The organism is Thermocrispum agreste DSM 44070 (genome assembly GCF_000427905.1).
GTDB lineage: Bacteria > Actinomycetota > Actinomycetes > Mycobacteriales > Pseudonocardiaceae > Thermocrispum > Thermocrispum agreste.
The window spans coordinates 186,112-203,589 of sequence record NZ_ATYX01000009.1; the positions used below are offsets into that span (position 1 = coordinate 186,112).

Below are 17,478 nucleotides of genomic sequence, written 5' to 3' on the forward strand. Positions count from 1 at the left end.
CGTCCCCGGGTCGCCGCATGAGATCACCGCCCGCCGTCCCACACCACACCGTGTCCGCAGACGCGAGCGCCCGACGCAGGCTTGTGGTCCACACGCCTGCCTTCGGGCAGCAGGTGCATCACCTCGACTCCGTGCAGCAGCACCGCCACGTCGGCAATGAGCCTGCGGTGACAACGCCACCACACCGCCTCGGCGCACATGATCACGGTGCGATGCACCGCAGCGTCGTCGAGCAACTCACGCATGGCATCCCGGAAGTCCGGCGTGCGCGTCCATGCCGCGTAGGCCCGGAACTGGGCGACCCGCCACCAGGTGTCGACCGCGTCCGGCTCCACCCGCCGCCGCCCGCCGAGCCGCTGGTCCCAGCGGTAGCCGATGCCGTTGCCCGGTAGCCAGCCGGCGAGCGCTTCTCGCCTTGCCTGAGGATTCGCGCGGCTGTGCGGGTAGCGGCGCACGTCGACCAGCAATTCGACTCCGGCGGCCGCCAGCAGCTCGAGCAGCCCGTCCCGGTCGAGCCTGCCGTGGCCGACCGTCAGCAGCGGACCCTGAGGCGGTCACCGGTGTGCGGTCCGACGACGACGGCGGCTGGTCCGTGCTGGTCGACGTGGTCGAACTCGAGCGCATCCCGTCGTCCACCGACGTCCTGGCGACCTACCGGGTGGACATCACCAGCACCGGGGACCTGGCCGGATACGAGCGGCTCCGCCGCTATCACCGAGGAGCGACTGATCCGACATGACCGTGCAGCCGACCGCTCTGGCGCGCCGCCAGCCGGACACCCTCGCCGACATCCTGGAGCGGGTGCTGGACAAGGGCGTGGTGATCGCCGGCGACATCGTCGTCAACGTCCTGGACATCGAACTGCTGTCGTTGAAGTTGCGCCTGTTCATCGCCTCCGCGGACACCGCACGCGAGATGGGCATGGACTGGTGGACCACCGACCCGTTCTTCTCCTCGCAGGCGCCCCGGCAGCAAGTGACCGATGGCGACCGCGCCGCCCTGCCGGAGGGCGGCGACCACCAGGCGCTGGTGGAGGAGAACCGGCAGCTCCGGCAGCAGCTGGAACGGATCCAGCGGGAGCGTCGGGAATGAACGACGGTTCCCTGACCCGGCTGGCCCGCGAGCACGCCCGCGGGCTGCTGACGGAAGCGGCCGAGGAAGCCCGGGAGCTGGCCCGCGCCGACCTGGTGGACCAGCTGCGGCGAGCCATCGTGGCCGAAGCCCTGCGCGCGGCCGCGGCAGCGCCGGGCGAGCACCCCGCAAACACCGCGCCAGGCGTGGCGGCGGTGGACGACCCCGCCGTCGATCGGACCTCGCAACCGGACCGGTCGCCCGGGCACGAACCGGCCCCGGCCAACGGGGCGCGCCCGGCCGCCGGCCTGGAACGCTGCCTGTACGCCTACGCCATCACCGATCGCGCCGACCTCGACTTCGCCGAGCTCGACGGCACCGGTGACGGGCTGCGTTGCATCGGCTCGGAAGGCCTCGCGCTGGTCGTCTCGGACATGGCGGTGAGCGACCTGGCCGACCTGCCCACCGACGAGATCACCGAGGACGGCCCGCTCGCCCGGCTGGCCCGCAAGCACGACGACGTCGTACGGGTCGCCGCCGGCCAGGCGACCGTGCTGCCGCTGCGGCTCGGCACCGCGGTGGCCGACGACGACGCCGCCCGCGAGCTGCTGCACAGTCGTGGGGAGAGCGCTCGAGAACAGCTCGCCGAACTCCGCGGCCGACGGGAATGGGGCGTGCAGTTCCTTCCCGACGACCAGGCGAAGGGCGTCCCGGACAGTACCCCGACGCCCTCCCCCGCCGCTGCACGAACCGGTGGATCGCCATCGGGAACGGCTTACCTGACCCAGCGGCGGGAAGCGCTCGCGGCCGAGGAGCGCCGTCGCCGTGATCGGACGGTCGCGATCGATCGGGCGCACGACCGTCTGAGCGCCCGGAGCTCGGCGTCGGTGCGCCGATCCGCCAACGCCGGCGTGCTCGCAGACGTCGCATACCTGGTCGCCGCCGACGACGAAGCGGCCTTCCAGGCAGAACTCGGCCACCTGGCCCATCCGCTGTCCGCCTCCGGTGTCGCCGTCCGCCTCACCGGGCCGTGGCCGCCGTACAGCTTCGTGTCCTCCGAGGAAGGCTGATCGATGTCGGATGTGATCACCGCCGAAGGCACCAGCCTGGTCGACCTGCTCGACCGGGTGGTGTCCACCGGCGCCGTCGTCAGCGGCGACATCCTCATCTCGCTGGCGGGCGTCGACCTGATCCGGCTCGATCTGCGGCTGCTGCTGGTGGCCGTCGGTTCGGTCGAGAAGGAACCACGATGACCGCCCCGCGCGGCAGGAAACCGCTACGGCTGGACGCCGATCCGGACGACGTCGGCCGGGGACTCGGCGGGCTCGTCGTGGCCGTGCTGGACCTGGTGCGCCAGCTGTTGGAACGCCAGGCGCTGCGGCGGGTCGACGCGAGCGGGTTGTCCGCGGACGAGGTGGAGCGGCTCGGCCAGGCGCTGCTCGCCCTGGAAGAGAGATTCGAGGAGTTGCGGGAGACCTTCGGTGTCGGTTCCGGCCCGACGTTGCCGTTCGACGCCGCCGAGCTTCTCGCCGAGATGGAGAGGAAGCCATGACCGTCGCACACGGAATCAACCGGGCCCCGCGACCGAGCAGTCTTGCCGACGTGCTGGAGGTCATCCTGGACAAGGGCATCGTGATCGACGCCTACATCCGGGTGGCCGTGGTCGGCATCGAACTGCTCACCATCGACGCGCGGATCGTCATCGCCAGCGTGGACACGTATCTGCGCTTCGCGGAAGCGGTGAACCGGCTGGACTTGCAGCCGAACGACCAGGTCGGCGGCCTGCCGGGAATGATGGAGAAGATCACCGAAGGCGGCGCCCAGCACAAGACCAAGGGCGCGCTGGAAGGCGTGAAGGACTCCGCCAAGGACCTGCTCGGTTCCCTCACCGGCTCGGACGACGAGGACGACGAGAACGACGAGGACGACACCGAGCAGGAAGAGGCATCGGAGCGGAAGTCGCGCAAGGCGCCCGCAGGCCGCAGCGCTGCGCGCTCCCGGCGAGCGCAACGGTGACGCTGGTGACCGTCTACGTCTACGGCGTCGTCCGCGCGGAGGACACCATGCCCGAAGGGCCGGGCATCGGTGATCCCGCCACGCCGGTACGCGGAATCGTCGACGGTGACATCGCGGCCGTGGTGAGCGACCTGCCCGACGCCTACGAGCTCACCGAACAAGACGCGGTCGGCCACCTCGACGTGCTCAACGCGCTCGCATCGCAGCAGGTGGTGCTCCCGATGCAGTTCGGCACGGTTGCGCCCGACGACGCCGCGGTGCGGCGGGAAGTGCTCACCGCTCCCGGGCTGCGCGCATCCCTGGACGCACTGGAGCCGTTCGTCGAGGTCCGCCTCGAATTCACCCACGACGAGGAAGCGTTGCTGCGGGAAATCATCGCGGGGGACCCAGGACTTCGCGAGGACGCGCAGACAACGTCGTTCGACGTCCGAGTCTCACTCGGCCAGCGCATCGCGGAGCGTGTCGAACAGCTCGTGGTGGAACGCGGCGAGAACCTGATGTCCGCTCTCGACGGTATTGCGGAATCGGTCGTGCGCCTCCCGGTGGACGACGTGCACGAGGACAAGTGGGCGGTGCTCGTGCGACGTACACGGCTGAGCGAGGCCGACGAGGCGGTGCGCGGCATCGGGCAGACCGCACCGGAGGTCCGGATCGGCTACTTCGGCCCGATGCCCACGTTCAGCTTCCTGCCCGCGGTGCAGGCGGAGGAACCCCAGTCGCGGTGGGGCTGGTGACCGCGAAGCAAATCGGGGGCACGAGCCGGGCGCGAGCCCGGGAAGGAGAGCACCAATGGCCGACACTGTGCGACTCGGCTCGGCGCTGGTGGCCGGGTACCTGCTCGGACGGACCAAGAAGGCGAAGAAGGCCATCACCGTGGCGCTGTGGCTGACCGGCAGGAACAAGATGCTGCAGCCGCAGAACCTGGCCCGCATGGCGCTGACGAAACTGCAGGACTCGCCGGTCGCCGGCGAGCTGATCAGCCAGATCCGCGGACCGCTTGCCTCCGCGGCGGCCAAGGCGGCGCTGGCCACGGTGGAAAGCCGGGCCGAGGCGTTTGCCGACCGCCTGCACGAGCGCACCGTGGCTCTGCAGCCCGAGCTCGCCGACCCGGACTCCGACGAGGCGGAAGGCGAATCCGCGCAGGCCGAACAGGACGAGGAAACGCCGGACGAGAAGGCCTCGGACGAGGAAGAGTCGCAGGAGCCCGCCGAGGATTCCCGCGCCGCACGCTCGCAACCGTCGAGCAGGACCGCCAAGGGACGGACGAAGCAGACCAAGACAGCACGCTCGACCGGGAGGAAGGCGGGCAGCTCCACCACGGCCAAGACGCGCAGCACGCGCACGGGGACGACCGGCGGCCGCTCGGGGACCAGCAGCCGGTCCGGATCGTCTTCGCGAGGCAAGTCCACGTCCGGCAAGCGCTCCAGCGCGTCGGCCAAGCGATAGGAGCGGTCATGGCAGACAGCACATCCCCCTTCGGCAAGATCGCCTCCGCGGTCAAGGACAGCCCGGTCGCCGGGAAGATCACCGACGAGCTCAAGTCGTACGCCAAGGCCAAGTCGTCCAGCGTGATGGGCCGGCTCGGCTCGAACCTGACCGACGTGACCCAGCAGCTCAACGACGCCGCGGAGAACGGCGGCCCGCTGGGCAAGGCGGGCAAGGCCGCAGCGGACAAGCTCGCCGACGGCGGCTCTCCCGGCAAGGCGGCGCTCAGCGGCGCGGCCACCGGGGTGAAGGAGAAGGTGAAGTCGATGTTCGGCGGGGGCGGCGGCAGCAAGAGCACGAAGGCCACGGTGATCGTCGAGGACATCGACATCGGCGCACCGGTCGACGTCGTCTACGACCAGTGGACGCAGTTCGAGGAGTTCTCCTCGTTCACCAAGGGCGTGGAGAGCGTCGAGCAGAGCGACCAGGTGGAGAGCACCTGGCGGTTCAAGGTGGCGATGTCCCGTCGGACGGTGCAGGCCACGGTCACCGAGCAGGTCCCGTTCCGCCGCATCGCCTGGACGTCGGACGGCGCCAAGGGGTCGTCCAAGGGTGTGGTGACGTTCCACCCGCTCGCCGACGACCTGACCAAGGTGCTGCTGGTGCTGGAGTACTTCCCCAGCGGGTTCGTGGAGAAGACCGGCAACATCTGGCGGGCGGTCGGCCGCCGGGCCCGGCTGGACCTGAAGCACTTCCGCCGGTTCGTGACCACCAACGGTGAAGCCACCGGTTCGTGGCGGGGGGAGATCGCCGACGGCGAAGTGGTACGCGGCCCCGACGACGAGGACGAGACCACCGACACCGGCGACGGCGAGCCGGAGGAGGAGACGGCCGAGGCCGAGGAGACCGACGAGGTCGGCGAAGAGGCCCCGGAAGAAGCCGAAGAGCAAGAGGAAGACGAAGAGCGCGAGAAGGCGCCCGCCTGACCGGCACAGCATGGACGCGCACGACGCGGAGTAGTCACCGCGCATGCCCCTCACTGATGCGGTGGGGCGCGGTGCGGCTGCGGCGTAGTGATCCGTCTCGGCCGGGCATCAACGCGTGCGCCGCGGGCACGGACACTCCTTCCACAGCGCCGACGGGGCACCGGTGGACGAAGAAAACCGCGACCGGATTCGACGCTCTGGTCATTCCGCTGGCGTGGCGTGACGTGTGGATCGCCCGGACGAAAACGGACACCTGCAGGCGATGGGTGTCGATGACGCCAGCCGCGAGCAGTACCTGTACCACGACCAGGGGCATCGCGCGAAACGCGAGGAAGAGCAAGAGCGCGTCCTGGAGCTCGCCCGGCTGCTGCCTGCCTTCCGCAAGGAGGTCGCCCGGCAGCTGAGTGCGCGCGGGACCGGACGCGAGCGCGTGCTCGCTGGGGCGTTACGAATCCTCGGCTTGGGCGTCTTCCGCACTGGCGGCGAAGAGTACGCCCGGAGCAACGTCAGCGTGGCGACGTTGCAGCGCGACCACGTGTGGTTGTGCCGCGAGCAAATCCGGTTCCGTCATGTGGCCAGAGGTGGCGCGCTCCGTGAGGTGGTCATCGCCGATGCCGCCCTGGCTGCGCTGGTGCGGTCGCTGCGCCGGGCACGGCCGGGCACCGAGCGCCTACTCGCCTACCGCACCGGCTCGGGGTGGCGCGAGGTCCGGTCCGAGAACGTCGACGAGCGCTACCGAGAACTGACCGGCGCGAGAACTGACCGGCGGCGATGACTTCACCGCCAAGGATCTGCGCACGTGGAACGCCACGGTGCTGGCCGCCGCAGCGTTCGCCGAGCACAAGACCCCACGAGGTCGGCGAGCGCGGCAACGCGTGCGTGCAGCGGTGATGCGCGAGGTCGCCGACGAGCTCGGCAACACTCCCGCCGTTGCCCGCGGTTCCTACGTCGACCCTCGGGTCGTTCAGCAGTTCGAGGCCGAGCGCAGCATCCGTCCGGCGCTCCGTCGGCTGGGCCGCGGGCTGCAGGACGCAAGCGAACGGGATGCGATCGAGCGGGCGGTCGTCCGCCTCTCGGTGGCTGAACCGCGGACCCGGGTGCCGCCTACTTCTTGCCGTTCTTCTTGCTCTTCTTCGGCCACGTTCCGGTGGCCTTCTGGAATCCGGTCGCCGCTCCGCGGTCCACCAGCGCCTTCACCCCGCCGAAGATCGCGCCGTGCACCGCCGCCGCGGTGATGACCTCCGACCACGACCGGTCGGGGTCGGCGGCGTCCGGTGCGTCCTTCTCGCCGGTGGTCGCCTTCCACAGCCGGTGGAAGGCGAGCGAAGCGATGATCCCGCCCAGCACGCTCGCCACCAGGCTCAACGGTTGGTAGAGGATCCTCATTCGTCCGCCGCCTTCCGCTTGGCCACCCGACGCAGCATGACCCACAGGGTCAGCAGCATGCCGAGGACGACCGCCATCTGCTTGGGATTGCTGCGGGCGGCCGCCACGGCGTGCTCGGCCTTCTCGCGAGCCGGGGGCGGCAGCTTCGCCATGGCCTGCTCGGTCATCTGCGACGTGCGCTGCTTGACCGTTGCGGACGTCGCCCGGGCGCGGTCCTTCATCCGCGACGGGATGTCGGCCTTGTAGGCCAGTGCCTCGACCGTGTCGGCCAGGTCCGCGCGGGTGCGTTCGATGTCTTCCTTCAGCTCGGCCGTCGTCGGCTTGGCCGCCGCGGCACCATCCGGCTTGCGGTGAGCTCCGTTCATCGGTGCAGTCCTTCCTTCACCGCGTCGATGTCCGCGCGGACGTTGCCCACCGTGTCCTGGGGGACGACGGGGGTGGCTGACTTCAGTTGCTTGCGACCCAGCAGGGCCATCACGGCGGCCGCGATGAGCACGACGACCGCGACGATCAGCGCGGCCGCCCATGCCGGCAACACCAGCGCCAGTGCCAGCACGGCGGTGGCCAGCAGGGTCGCCACCCCGAACAACGCCGTGACGCCTGCGGCGCCGAGCAAGCCGGCACCCATGCCCCCGTGCTTGCCCTTGTCCCGCAGCTCCGCGACGGCGAGCTGGATCTCGTCGCGCACCAGACGGGACAGCTGCGCCGAGGCGTCCCCCACCAGTTGACCGATCGGGCGGTCCGCCGCGGGTGGCGCGGCCGCCTGGCTCGATGTGTCGACCATGCCTCTCGATGTGTCGACCATGCCTATCGCCTTCTTTCTGGGTGTGGTGACTGCCGGGTACCCCGCGTGCGCACCGAGCCATGCACCGAGCGCTCTGCCCGGGCGGATGCCCCGGCCGCCGGTGTGTGGCCGGTCACGGTTGCGGGTAGTCCCGGCGCATGCGGCATCACAGCGTCTGGACCGCCACGGCCGACCTCCCCTCGTTCCCCGCACTCGACGACGACATCGGGGCCGACCTGGTCGTGGTGGGTGGCGGCATCGTCGGGTTGACCACCGCCCTGCTGGCCACGCAAGCCGGCTTGAGCCGCGTCGTCGTCCTGGAAGCGCGCACACTCGGGTCGGGCACGACCGGCTCGACCACCGGGAAGGTGAGCACCCAGCACGGCCTGACCTACGCGAGCCTGCGCCGGCGGTTGGGCGACGAAGCAGCCACCTGGTACGCCGCGGCGAACCAGGCGGGCATGGACAAGGTCGTCGACCTGGTCGAGGAGTTCGGCATCGAATGCGATCTCACCCGGGCGCCGTCCTACCTGTACACGCAGGAGTCGAGCAGGCGGAAGGACCTCGTCGCCGAGGCGGAGGCCGCCAACCAGGCCGGCCTGGCCGCCGAAGTGGTGACCGAGACCGATCTGCCGTACGCGGTGGCCTCCGCGGTCCGCTTCCCCGACCAGGTGCATTTCCATCCCGCGAAGTACCTGGCGGGGCTGGCCAACGCGTTCGTCGCAGCAGGTGGCCTGATCTACGAGAACTCCCGCGTCGTGCGCTACCACGAGCGCAGCGGGCGGGTGCACGTGCGAACGGCTCGCGGCACGATCCGGGCCCAGAACGCGCTGCTGGCCACGCTGCTGCCGCCCGGGCTGACCGGCGGCTTCTTCGCCAGGGCAAAGCCGGTCCGCTCGTATGCGTTCGCCGTGCGGTTGCGTGAGCAGGCTCCGGTGAGCATGTCGCTGTCGATCGACCAGCCGACCCGGTCCATCCGCCCGTGGCTGGCGCCGGACGGCGGCAACGGACTGATCATCGGGGGCAACGGGCATCAGACCGGCGACAGCACCGACTACGCCGCGGCGTACGAGGATCTACAGCGGTGGGCGGAGAACACCTTCGACGTGGACTCGTGCGAGTTCCGGTGGTCGGCGCAGGACTACCAGACCTTCGACCAGGTCCCCTACGTCGGGCGAGTCCCGCTGCACAAGTCTCTGTACGTGGCGACCGGTTTCCGCAAGTGGGGCCTGTCCAACGGGACCGCCGCCGCGCTCATGGTGCTCGACGAGATGCTGGGGCGATCGAACCCGTGGCAGAAGGTGTTCGACACCGGCCGCATCGGTGACACCCGCGCGGTGGTGCAGGCGGCCGAGCACAACCTGAAGTCGGGGGTCGAGCTCACCGGTGGTCACCTGATGCGCGCACTGCGCTCACCGGACCCCGAGCTGAAGCCGGGCGAGGGCGGCATCGTCAAGCTCAAGGGCGACACGGTCGGCGCCTACCGGGATCCCGACGGCCGGCTGCACGTGGTCAAGCCGACCTGCACCCACCTCGGCTGCCCGCTGACCTGGAACGGTGCGGAGACCAGCTGGGACTGCTCATGTCACGGCTCGCGGTTCACCGCCGACGGCGACATCCTGGAGGGCCCGGCCAAGACACCGCTGTCGCGCCCGCATGACTAGCCGGTACGCCTCGGTTCGAGCAACGCGCAGATGGCTCACGATCGCGCACTGCACCGAACTCCGTCGATCAGCCACGTGATCCCGCACCGGACCGGCCGGGATACGCGGAAACGTGCCGTGAAGCCACGCTGCGCAGACGTCGGCGGCCGGACAATCACCAGGTCGTACCGGCGTTTCAGTTCTGCATGCCGTACGAGCGCTGACAGGGGTAGCCGTCGTTGGTCGCGGACCAATTGGGCGGGTAGCCGTGCTGCGCCCAGGCCGCGAACGCCTGCGGATACGAGTAGCCGTTGGCGTGCAGCCACTGGCACGGTGTCTGTCCAGTGCCCGGGGTGATGTCGATCCACGGCTGCGACTGGATCCACTCCGGCTGTGCGTACCACCGTTCGGATGCCGGGATGCGTGCCGATCCGGGCTGCGGGACGTAGACCGTGTGCGTGCGCGGGGGCTGCACATACACCGTTTTCGTCTTCGCCGGCCGCCGCTTCTTGGCCGAGGTGCGCGGCTGCGGTTGCGCGGTCGTGGTCGTGCTTGTTTCCTGCGCAGTGGTGCCCGACACCGGAACGGCCTGATTCCCGGCGACTTCACACGATGTCAGGGCGGCCGCAACCATGGCGACAAGGACGGCGGCACCGCGGGCACGCGGGCGCAGCCGATCGGCACTTCGCTGCACGGATTCCTCCCAGGTCTACGCCGCTGTTGACGCGAGCGGCTTGCCGGGGTTGTCGAGCTGTCCGCACCGTTCGTGAGCAAGAAACCGAGCGCGTTGCCGTCCCGTGACCGAGAAGCCGACCAAGGTCCCGCCGCGCCGAGCACGAGGACCCGGCCGGAAGCCCCCGCGGGCACCGAGCCGTGGCAGGCAACCGCCACGCTGGCACGCCTGCTCCACAGAAACCCCCGCGAGCACCCCCGCGAGCACCGAGCCGTACGAGAGCCCACCCAGGAGACGTCAACAGTCCGAACAACCCCCACCGGCACCAACCGTGCGTGGCCGTGCCCTGAATGAGCGCAACTCGTCGTTTGCCCGCGGACGCCGGGCCCGTTCGTTCTCCTCCCCCACGTCCACGGTTGCTGTGCGCAGTGTTTGAAGGTGCACCTCTGCCGGGGAGCCACTGGACAACCAGCGACTACGGGAAAGAGGTCAGCCATGGCACGACGGCGCGTCGTGGTGGTCGGGAGTGGCTTCGCGGGGTATCACGCGGCCAAGGCGCTCTCGGCGCAGGTGTCGCCTGACCACGTCGAGATCGTGCTGGTCAATCCCACCGACTACTTCCTGTATCTGCCGCTGCTGCCGGAAGTCGCCGCCGGCATCGTCGATCCTCGTGCCATCGCGATTCCCGTACCGGGTCGTCTCCGCAACGTACGGCTGGTACTCGGCGACGTGCGAGACATCGACCACCAGGCACACGAGCTGACCTACGTCGATCCGGAGAACACCAAACGTTCGCTGGCCTACGACCGTCTGGTGCTGTCGGTCGGCAGTGTCAACAAGCTGCTGCCGGTTCCTGGGCTGGCCGAGCACGGCCGTGGGTTCCGCGGCATTCCCGAGGCGCTGTACCTGCGGGACCACATGACCCGGCAGATCGAACTGGCCGCCGCCACCGACGACCAGGCCGAGCGGGACGCCCGCTGCACGTTCGTCGTGGTCGGGGCCGGGTACACCGGCACCGAGGTGGTCGCGCAAGGTCAGCTGTTCACCGCGTTGCTGGCCAGGAAGCGTCCCGAGCTGGCCGGCCAGCCGATCAGGTGGCTGCTGCTGGACACCGCCCCGCGGGTGCTGCCCGGCCTGGACGAGAAGATGTCCCAGGCCGCGGACGCCGTGCTGCGCCGACGTGGCGTCGAAGTCATGACGGAGATGTCGATCCGCGAGGCCACCGCGGACGGCGTCGTCCTGCAGGACGGCACGGAAGTGGCCACCCGGACCTTGCTGTGGTGCGTCGGCGTGCGGCCGGACCCGTTGGTCGAGTCGACCGGCATGGAGACCGTGCAGGGTCGCCTTGTGGTCGACGAAGAACTGCGCGTGCCCGGCTACCCGGACATCTTCGCGTGCGGGGACGCTGCCGCCGTGCCGAAACCGGGCGATCCGGGGCAGCTGTGTCCCATGACGGCGCAACACGCCGTGCGTCAGGGCAAGCTGGCCGGCCGCAACGTCGCGGCCTCTCTCGGCTACGGCACACCGCGCCGCTATCGCTATCGCGACCTGGGCTTCGTCGTCGACCTCGGCGGCAAGGACGCGGCCGCGGACCCGCTGCACATCCCGATGTCCGGTTTGCCGGCGAAGGTGATCACGCGCGGCTATCACCTGCTGGCGATGCCGGGCAACCGCGTTCGCGTGGCATTGGACTGGCTGACGGATGCTCTGTTGTCGCGTCAGCGGGTACAGCTGGGCCTGGTCCGTTCCGGCATCGTTCCGTTGGACACCGCGGCTCCCGAGTACCCGAAGCTGTTGCCCGAGTCGGCCGACCCGATGCCGACCGCCCGCGGCGGAGAACACGGACACTAGCCACCGCCGAGGCTGACGTCGCCGCAGCCGCGTCCCTTCCCGGACAATCGAGCCGAGGAGGTTGCGCTGTGGCCGACATCCACCGGCGACGCGTCGTGCTGGCGCCGGACAAGTTCAAGGGAACACTGACGGCACGGGAAGTCGCGGAGGCGATGCTGCGCGGGGTCCCCGCCGACATCGAGGCCGACGTGGTTCCCGTCGCCGATGGCGGCGACGGCAGCGTCTACGCCGCGATCACGGCAGGCTGGCAGCCGGGAACCCTCCCCACCGTCGACGCGTGGGGAGACCGACAGGAGACCCCCGTGGCGGTGTCCGGTCGAGCTGCGATCGCCGAAGTGGCGTCGATTTGCGGGCTGGGAGCCCGCAAACCCACAGCGCAAGACGCAGCGCGTGCCTCTTCCTACGGCGTCGGCATGGTGCTGCACGGCCTCGTCACACGCGGCTTCAACGAGATCACGCTGGGCTTGGGGGGCTCAGCCACCACCGATGCCGGCACCGGCATGCTGCGCGCCCTGGGTGTGCGGCTCCTCGACGCACACGGACGGGACGTGTTCGGTGACTCCCGCGCCCTGACGTCGGTGACCGGCGTCGACGGTCTCGAGCAGGCAACTCGCCTCTTGGACGGCGTCCAGCTCACGCTGGCATGCGACGTCGACACGCCCATGGTCGGCTCCGACGGGTCCGCGGAGATGTTCGCCGCGCAAAAAGGAGCCGATGAGCCGACGATTCACCAGCTCAGCGAGGCGTTGCGGCATGTCGCCGACGTCCTCGAACCGGCATTCGGTGTGCGCGGGGTGTGCCGGGAACCCGGATCCGGTGCCGCCGGTGGCCTCGGGTGGGCGGGCATGCTGCTCGGGGGAAAGGTCACGTCGGGAGCGCGCACGTTCCTCGAGTTGCTGGGCGCGGCGGACAAGATCGCCCATGCCGACGTGGTTGTGACCGGTGAAGGCCGCCTCGATCGGCAAACCTTGCGGGGCAAGGCACCGTATGTCGTAGCGGAACATGCGCGCAACCACGGTGTGCCGTGTGTCGCGGTCGTCGGCCACTCGAGCCTGCCTGGCTCCGCACCCGGCCCGTTCGACGAGGTCGTCGCGATCGACCGGGCCGACCCGAAGTGCATCGACGACCTGGACTTGGCCCGGAAACTGATCGCGGACGCCACCGGAAGCTTGCTCTCCCGTCACCTTTCGAGCTCACGGTGAGGCACTGCTGACGCAGCCGGCTGCAAGCTGGCTCTTTGCCACAGCCAATGCGCGGGCCACCTGCGTACGCTGGCCGAGTGGGTGGTCTGGAATCCGCGTACGCGACGCCACGTGTCGCCGCAGGCGTGCTGTTCCATCAAGGCAAGTCGCGCGTATTGATGCTGCGCACCACGTACAAGGACTATTGGGAAATTCCCGGTGGGTACGTGCAGCCGGGCGAGTCACCCCGCCAAGCGGCGCACCGGGAAGTCGCCGAAGAACTCGGCATCGATGTCCCCGTCGGGCGGCTGCTGGTCGTCGACTGGGCACCGTCGGAGCAGGAAGGCGACAAGCTGAACTTCGTCTTCGACGGTGGTGAGCTGCCGGCAGGCACGGAATTCACCTTCGCCGACGGCGAGATCTCCCTCGCCCGCTACGTCGATCTGGACGAGGTGGACGAGTACACCGTTCCCCGGCTCGCCCGCCGGATTCACTGCGCCGCGCACGCCGACCAGGTGCGCTACCTCGAGCACGGAGTCCCGGCCGGCTCCTGACGTGCTCGCGCCTTGCTCGCAGCGTCCTGGTGTCCGCGCCGATGGCCGGTCGCTGCCACGGGCCGCTCAGCAGCCGGATTCGTCCGTAGCATCGCCTGATGCCGCTGACCGGCAGACAGGGAAGGACCTGAACAGCGCATGGCCATCGAACTACGCACGCGACTGCGCCGCGCCGGTGCCGGGGCACTCGCGGCTGCCGCACTCACCCTCACGATGTCGCCGGCCGATGCCGCCGCGACACCGACCGCACCGGCCACCGAGGCGACGGCGAGCGCGAGCCTGCAAACCGTCTCCACATGCTGGAGCGGCGGGAAACGGCTCAAGCACTTCGCGGTCAAGGCCGGTAGCCGCACCGTCGGCTACGTGAACGTCTACCGCTACAGCGGGAAGAGCAAGTGCGCGCAATTCATCCACGCCGGGGCGGCCAAGGGCAAGGCCCGGTACACCACGATCCGCGTGGTCGCCGGCAGCCTCTCGCTCTACAACGGCGGAACGACCACCCAGAAGTCGGTCGGCATCAAGGCCCTCGGCTACACCTGCATCACCGCGCGCGGAACCATCAACTGGTCGGGCAAGACGCGTTCGCGGAGCGTGCGCGCCTGCAGCAGCTGACCAGCCGGCCACCGAGCCACGAGGCGCCCGGGTCGTCCCGGGCGCCTCGTTCGTTTCGCTCCAAGATGTCGCGGGCGTCACGCATACTGCCCAGGGCGTGCTGACCCGGCATCGTCCTCCTCGCCTGCGCCCGCCGTGCCCGGCCACGCGTCGGTCGGCAAGGCCGGACACGCAGTGGTGAAGTGATCGCTGATGGAATCAGTCACCTGCCGTGATGAAGCCGTCGAGGCCAAGTCATGATCAAATTCGGCAGCACACCACCCAATTCTGAAATTCGTCCGATTTCCTTCCCTCACTCAGGTATTTCTGCCGTCGCAGGCGGGACGACCACCTGATCGGCAGATTCCCGTTTCCGGCGGATCTGGCACCGTGGTATCCCGCAGGTCTTCAGCAAGCGGTGCAGCGTTCGAGTTCCGGAGGCAAAGCCCAGGTGGCCGCGGTTGATCACAGAAAAGCACACCCAGCGACGACGAGTACACCGTCATGCAGGATTGATGCACTCGGGCGGCGCAACCCGTCGACACGGTCGATGAACGACAATCCGCGTCTTCCCACGTAATGGGAGCATCTTGCCGCCACGCACGAAACCATTCGAGCGCTGACGTCCACGTGACCGTGGCAGCCCAGTGAACGGCGACCGATCGTGCCGCCCGAACGGCCGCGCGATCGACTGTGATCTTGCTACCAGCTGGCCGATCGGCCGGAAACGGAGAATCCCGTGTCGTCCTCACCCACACCACACCATCCGGGCCAACCCGTCACGAACATCTCCTACGGCGGTCAAGCCGTGCAAGGCGTCGACGTCAAGGGCAACATCGCCATCCAGGCCGCGGCCCCGGCGACGTCCCCGACCGACATCGCCGCGGAACTGGAGGCGCTGCGGCACCAGCTGGACCGCGCAGCCACCGAGGGGCGCATCGACGCCGACACGGTCGAGGCCGCGCACGACGAGCTCGCCCAAGCCCGCTCCGCCCTCCGCCAGAAGACGCCACACAGCGAAAAACGGGTGGTCATGGCGTTGAAACGGCTACGAGGGCTGGTCGCTGACGCCGCCGACATCGCCGCCAAGGTAGCCGTCGTGCTGACCGCGCTGGGGGTGCAGTCATGACCGAGTCGCCGCAACCGGTCGGCAACCTGGCAGGAGGAAACGCCAAAGGCGTCTTCCAGGGCCACACCGTCGAGGACAACATCGCGATCGACGGTGACGACAACGTCGCGATCATCGACTCCACGCTGTATCTGGGCTCCGACGAGCTGTCCGCCAAGGAGAAATTCGAACGCGGCCTGCGCTGCCTGGACCACGGCGTGCCGAGCAAGGCTCGCGAGTACCTGAAGGACGCGCTGGCAGCGGGAATGACCAACCCGGAGGTCTGCTTCCACCTGGTGCTCGCGGTGTTCAGCAAGCGCTCTCGCCGCGAATTGACCGCGGAGGATCACCACCTGCTGGACGACATCGCGGGCAAGATCGCCCGGTGGTCGAAAGGCCGGTGGACCACCGCACTCCAGGCAATCTTCCAGCTGATCGGTCAATCCGAGAAAAATGCCGACGACGAAACGGCCGGCTGGCGAATTTTCGCCGGATTGCCACCGGACATCCGCGAGAAGATCACCCGACATCTGGAACTGGTGCTGTCCAGCAGCGTCACCGACGCGTTGTGGGAATCCACCAAAGAATCCGCAAGGAAAGCCCAGCTCGGCAACAACCGGACACAACGGGCTTGGATATTCTTCCAGCCCAGACCTGCCGGGCCGCGGGCGCGGCAACCGATTCAGCCACAGGTGTTCGACCACACCCGGACGATCGTCTACTCGGTGCTCGGCGGGCTGGCCATTCTGTTTCTCGGCTGGCTGGTGGTCAGCGAACCCGCGCTGGCCCCGATCGCCGCTTACCTGATCAGCATCCCGGCGGCGTACCTCGGCGGTCGCGCGGCGTTCGACTGGAAGTACCGAGCCGGCAGGCTGGCCGAGCTGGATCGCATTCGCCAGGGGCTGGTTTGGGTGAACCACGCCCCGCAGGACGGTTTCACCGACCGGGTACGCCAGTCGTTCGAGCACTACTTCGGCAAGATCCGGCCCCCGGGAGTGTCCGCAGAGCGCTGGCTGGAGGAAACCGAAGGAGTCCGGCACCAGCTCAGCGACGAGCTGGCCGAGATCTACCGGGAACAGCGGGTCACCGTCGGTCAGATCAACTGGCTGATCCGGTTCCTGGCCCAGGACGTCCGCGACCGGTACACCAGCGGGCAGTGGCAAGCCGAGCGGGATGCGGTGCGCGTCTCCGCCAACACCCAGCTGACGTGTGTGGGTTCTCTCGGTGTCGCCGCCGTTGCGGCCCTTGTGGCGCTCTATCACGCGGTGATGAACGCACCCGTGCAGGCAGTCATCGCGATCGTGGTCGCGGCTGCGGCCGGTCGCGTCGCAGTGCCGGGCTGGTGGACCTACGTGTCAGAACGCCGCCGCTACGCGGACGACCTGCACGAGTACACCAAAGCCAAGACGGCACGAGAGATCGCGTACCAGGAGTGGGCGCGTTTCCTGCGAGAGAACCGCCCGTCGGAAGCGGAGATGGAAGCCTGGCTGAACGCGGACCGGGCCGTGCTCCTGGACCGCGCGCTCAACGTCTACAAGCTCCGCAAGAGCGACGTCGTCGAGTACAGCTTCCTGCTCACTCCGGCTCGTCCGTGCCAGTCCGCTCGGGCGCGCGGCGGCCCGGCCCGCTACTCCCGCTACAACGTGCTGCTGGTCCTGGTGTCCCGCGACGGGGTCCGGGAGTTCGGCACCGAACTGCAGTTCACCAAGGCGACCTTCGTCGGCGAGGAGCGCAGGAACTATCGCTTCGACGCCATCTCGTCGGTCGATGTGACCAGGCGCCCCGACCAAGGTCATTCCTTGTCGCTCACGCTGACCAACGGTCCGACACGCACCGTGGAAATCCCTCCCCCGCGATCCGGCGACGACGCCGGTGACCTGCCCCCGATCGGCTTGTCGCCGGAGGAGCTGGACAAGCAGGTGGCGAGCATCGACCTGGACATGGCCGGCTTCCAGCACACACTGCACCTGCTCGAAGGCATCGCCGCCGAAGGCAGGCGGTGGCTGGACCGCACCCTCACCGAGGCCCGTCGGGACCGCTGGCGCGACGACGCCGCCTAGTCGCCGCAGCCCCCTCGCCCAGCGGACCGGCGTTCCGGGAAGGTCGCGGTAGCCGCCGAGCCGAGCCCTCCTCCATCACCTGCCTCCCCGGCTCGGCAAGCCGCACCGCGACCTTCCCTTCTAGCGCCAATGACTTCGATGACGCAGCA

At 69.2% G+C, this 17,478-nt stretch carries 22 protein-coding genes and 1 pseudogene; 18 read left to right on the top strand and 5 right to left on the bottom strand.

What is annotated here, in order from left to right; all coding sequences use genetic code 11:
• Positions 1-23: 23 nt before the first annotated feature.
• On the bottom strand, positions 24-467 hold the full coding sequence (locus tag YWY_RS24605) for a DUF488 domain-containing protein (protein WP_245566601.1): 444 nt from the start codon (positions 465-467) through the stop codon (positions 24-26).
• Positions 468-562: 95 nt separating this feature from the next.
• Here YWY_RS24605 and gvpO point away from each other — a divergent pair, with 95 nt between their 5' ends.
• The 11 genes and pseudogenes from gvpO to YWY_RS24915 form a co-directional block, all read left to right on the top strand.
• Positions 563-739: a gas vesicle protein GvpO gene (gene gvpO / locus YWY_RS24610; protein WP_038044786.1), complete on the top strand. Its 177-nt coding sequence runs from the start codon at positions 563-565 to the stop codon at positions 737-739.
• Positions 736-1,092, top strand: a complete 357-nt coding sequence (locus tag YWY_RS20905) for a gas vesicle protein (RefSeq protein ID WP_051310051.1) — start codon at positions 736-738, stop codon at positions 1,090-1,092. The genes gvpO and YWY_RS20905 overlap by 4 nt, the downstream gene beginning before the upstream one ends.
• Positions 1,089-2,141, top strand: coding sequence for a GvpL/GvpF family gas vesicle protein (locus YWY_RS23185; RefSeq protein WP_051310052.1), 1,053 nt, complete (start codon positions 1,089-1,091; stop codon positions 2,139-2,141). Before YWY_RS20905 ends, YWY_RS23185 begins: the two co-directional genes overlap by 4 nt.
• A 3-nt stretch (positions 2,142-2,144) precedes the next feature.
• The gene (gene gvpJ / locus YWY_RS20915; protein WP_038044787.1) at positions 2,145-2,324 is read left to right on the top strand and encodes a gas vesicle protein GvpJ; all 180 of its coding nucleotides are present in this window, start codon (positions 2,145-2,147) and stop codon (positions 2,322-2,324) included.
• A complete protein-coding gene (locus YWY_RS20920; RefSeq protein ID WP_084609113.1) occupies positions 2,321-2,623 on the top strand; it encodes a gas vesicle protein K in 303 nt (100 codons plus the stop codon). Before gvpJ ends, YWY_RS20920 begins: the two co-directional genes overlap by 4 nt.
• A complete protein-coding gene (locus tag YWY_RS0108280; protein ID WP_028847235.1) occupies positions 2,620-3,087 on the top strand; it encodes a gas vesicle structural protein GvpA in 468 nt (155 codons plus the stop codon). The genes YWY_RS20920 and YWY_RS0108280 overlap by 4 nt, the downstream gene beginning before the upstream one ends.
• A complete protein-coding gene (locus YWY_RS20925; protein ID WP_051310053.1) occupies positions 3,084-3,821 on the top strand; it encodes a GvpL/GvpF family gas vesicle protein in 738 nt (245 codons plus the stop codon). The genes YWY_RS0108280 and YWY_RS20925 overlap by 4 nt, the downstream gene beginning before the upstream one ends.
• Positions 3,822-3,876: 55 nt before the next feature.
• Positions 3,877-4,533, top strand: coding sequence for a hypothetical protein (locus YWY_RS20930; protein WP_051310054.1), 657 nt, complete (start codon positions 3,877-3,879; stop codon positions 4,531-4,533).
• Positions 4,534-4,541: 8 nt separating this feature from the next.
• Entirely contained in the window at positions 4,542-5,498 is a 957-nt protein-coding gene (locus tag YWY_RS0108295; protein ID WP_028847236.1) for an SRPBCC family protein, read from the top strand.
• A 262-nt stretch (positions 5,499-5,760) separates the two neighbouring features.
• Positions 5,761-6,273, top strand: a complete 513-nt coding sequence (locus YWY_RS24410) for a hypothetical protein (RefSeq protein WP_211227502.1) — start codon at positions 5,761-5,763, stop codon at positions 6,271-6,273.
• Between the two features lie 37 nt (positions 6,274-6,310).
• A pseudogene (locus YWY_RS24915) lies at positions 6,311-6,379 on the top strand (hypothetical protein); the annotation flags it as partial.
• Between the two features lie 223 nt (positions 6,380-6,602).
• Here the strand turns inward: YWY_RS24915 and YWY_RS0108305 are convergent.
• From YWY_RS0108305 to YWY_RS0108315, 3 genes are read right to left on the bottom strand one after another with little or no spacing between them, the layout of a single operon-like run.
• Positions 6,603-6,884 (bottom strand): DUF4235 domain-containing protein, encoded by a 282-nt coding sequence (locus tag YWY_RS0108305; protein ID WP_028847237.1) that lies wholly within the window; start codon positions 6,882-6,884, stop codon positions 6,603-6,605.
• Positions 6,881-7,249 (bottom strand): DUF3618 domain-containing protein, encoded by a 369-nt coding sequence (locus tag YWY_RS20940; RefSeq protein WP_038044788.1) that lies wholly within the window; start codon positions 7,247-7,249, stop codon positions 6,881-6,883. The genes YWY_RS0108305 and YWY_RS20940 overlap by 4 nt, the downstream gene beginning before the upstream one ends.
• Positions 7,246-7,668 (bottom strand): phage holin family protein, encoded by a 423-nt coding sequence (locus tag YWY_RS0108315; RefSeq protein ID WP_028847238.1) that lies wholly within the window; start codon positions 7,666-7,668, stop codon positions 7,246-7,248. The genes YWY_RS20940 and YWY_RS0108315 overlap by 4 nt, the downstream gene beginning before the upstream one ends.
• A gap of 158 nt (positions 7,669-7,826) precedes the next feature.
• Here YWY_RS0108315 and YWY_RS0108320 point away from each other — a divergent pair, with 158 nt between their 5' ends.
• On the top strand, positions 7,827-9,332 hold the full coding sequence (locus YWY_RS0108320) for an FAD-dependent oxidoreductase (RefSeq protein ID WP_028847239.1): 1,506 nt from the start codon (positions 7,827-7,829) through the stop codon (positions 9,330-9,332).
• A gap of 175 nt (positions 9,333-9,507) precedes the next feature.
• On the opposite strand, the gene YWY_RS0108325 is transcribed toward YWY_RS0108320, so the two are convergent.
• Complete coding sequence (locus tag YWY_RS0108325; RefSeq protein ID WP_156899151.1) at positions 9,508-9,891, bottom strand: hypothetical protein; 384 nt, start codon at positions 9,889-9,891, stop codon at positions 9,508-9,510.
• A gap of 588 nt (positions 9,892-10,479) precedes the next feature.
• On the opposite strand from YWY_RS0108325, the gene YWY_RS20945 reads away from it, so the two are divergent.
• The 6 genes from YWY_RS20945 (at position 10,480) to YWY_RS0108355 (ending at position 17,329) form a co-directional block, all read left to right on the top strand.
• A complete protein-coding gene (locus YWY_RS20945) occupies positions 10,480-11,835 on the top strand; it encodes an NAD(P)/FAD-dependent oxidoreductase (protein WP_051310056.1) in 1,356 nt (451 codons plus the stop codon).
• Between the two features lie 68 nt (positions 11,836-11,903).
• Positions 11,904-13,037, top strand: coding sequence for a glycerate kinase (locus tag YWY_RS20950; RefSeq protein WP_038044789.1), 1,134 nt, complete (start codon positions 11,904-11,906; stop codon positions 13,035-13,037).
• A gap of 77 nt (positions 13,038-13,114) precedes the next feature.
• Positions 13,115-13,570, top strand: a complete 456-nt coding sequence (locus YWY_RS0108340; RefSeq protein ID WP_038044790.1) for an NUDIX domain-containing protein — start codon at positions 13,115-13,117, stop codon at positions 13,568-13,570.
• A gap of 138 nt (positions 13,571-13,708) precedes the next feature.
• Complete coding sequence (locus tag YWY_RS0108345) at positions 13,709-14,182, top strand: hypothetical protein (RefSeq protein WP_028847242.1); 474 nt, start codon at positions 13,709-13,711, stop codon at positions 14,180-14,182.
• A 718-nt stretch (positions 14,183-14,900) separates the two neighbouring features.
• A complete protein-coding gene (locus YWY_RS0108350) occupies positions 14,901-15,290 on the top strand; it encodes a hypothetical protein (RefSeq protein ID WP_156899152.1) in 390 nt (129 codons plus the stop codon).
• Positions 15,287-17,329 (top strand): hypothetical protein, encoded by a 2,043-nt coding sequence (locus YWY_RS0108355; protein WP_028847244.1) that lies wholly within the window; start codon positions 15,287-15,289, stop codon positions 17,327-17,329. Before YWY_RS0108350 ends, YWY_RS0108355 begins: the two co-directional genes overlap by 4 nt.
• Positions 17,330-17,478 lie beyond the last annotated feature (149 nt).

Bases quoted from the DNA above. Each gene is read 5' to 3' on its own strand.
- YWY_RS20905 (WP_051310051.1), top strand. From the start codon at position 736: ATGACCGTGCAGCCGACCGCTCTGGCGCGCCGCCAGCCGGACACCCTC.
- YWY_RS23185 (WP_051310052.1), top strand. From the start codon at position 1,089: ATGAACGACGGTTCCCTGACCCGGCTGGCCCGCGAGCACGCCCGCGGG.
- gvpJ (WP_038044787.1), top strand. From the start codon at position 2,145: ATGTCGGATGTGATCACCGCCGAAGGCACCAGCCTGGTCGACCTGCTC.
- YWY_RS20920 (WP_084609113.1), top strand. From the start codon at position 2,321: ATGACCGCCCCGCGCGGCAGGAAACCGCTACGGCTGGACGCCGATCCG.
- YWY_RS0108280 (WP_028847235.1), top strand. From the start codon at position 2,620: ATGACCGTCGCACACGGAATCAACCGGGCCCCGCGACCGAGCAGTCTT.
- YWY_RS20930 (WP_051310054.1), top strand. From the start codon at position 3,877: ATGGCCGACACTGTGCGACTCGGCTCGGCGCTGGTGGCCGGGTACCTG.
- YWY_RS0108295 (WP_028847236.1), top strand. From the start codon at position 4,542: ATGGCAGACAGCACATCCCCCTTCGGCAAGATCGCCTCCGCGGTCAAG.
- YWY_RS24410 (WP_211227502.1), top strand. From the start codon at position 5,761: ATGGGTGTCGATGACGCCAGCCGCGAGCAGTACCTGTACCACGACCAG.
- YWY_RS0108305 (WP_028847237.1), bottom strand. From the start codon at position 6,884: ATGAGGATCCTCTACCAACCGTTGAGCCTGGTGGCGAGCGTGCTGGGC.
- YWY_RS20940 (WP_038044788.1), bottom strand. From the start codon at position 7,249: ATGAACGGAGCTCACCGCAAGCCGGATGGTGCCGCGGCGGCCAAGCCG.
- YWY_RS0108315 (WP_028847238.1), bottom strand. From the start codon at position 7,668: ATGGTCGACACATCGAGCCAGGCGGCCGCGCCACCCGCGGCGGACCGC.
- YWY_RS0108320 (WP_028847239.1), top strand. From the start codon at position 7,827: ATGCGGCATCACAGCGTCTGGACCGCCACGGCCGACCTCCCCTCGTTC.
- YWY_RS20945 (WP_051310056.1), top strand. From the start codon at position 10,480: ATGGCACGACGGCGCGTCGTGGTGGTCGGGAGTGGCTTCGCGGGGTAT.
- YWY_RS0108345 (WP_028847242.1), top strand. From the start codon at position 13,709: ATGGCCATCGAACTACGCACGCGACTGCGCCGCGCCGGTGCCGGGGCA.
- YWY_RS0108355 (WP_028847244.1), top strand. From the start codon at position 15,287: ATGACCGAGTCGCCGCAACCGGTCGGCAACCTGGCAGGAGGAAACGCC.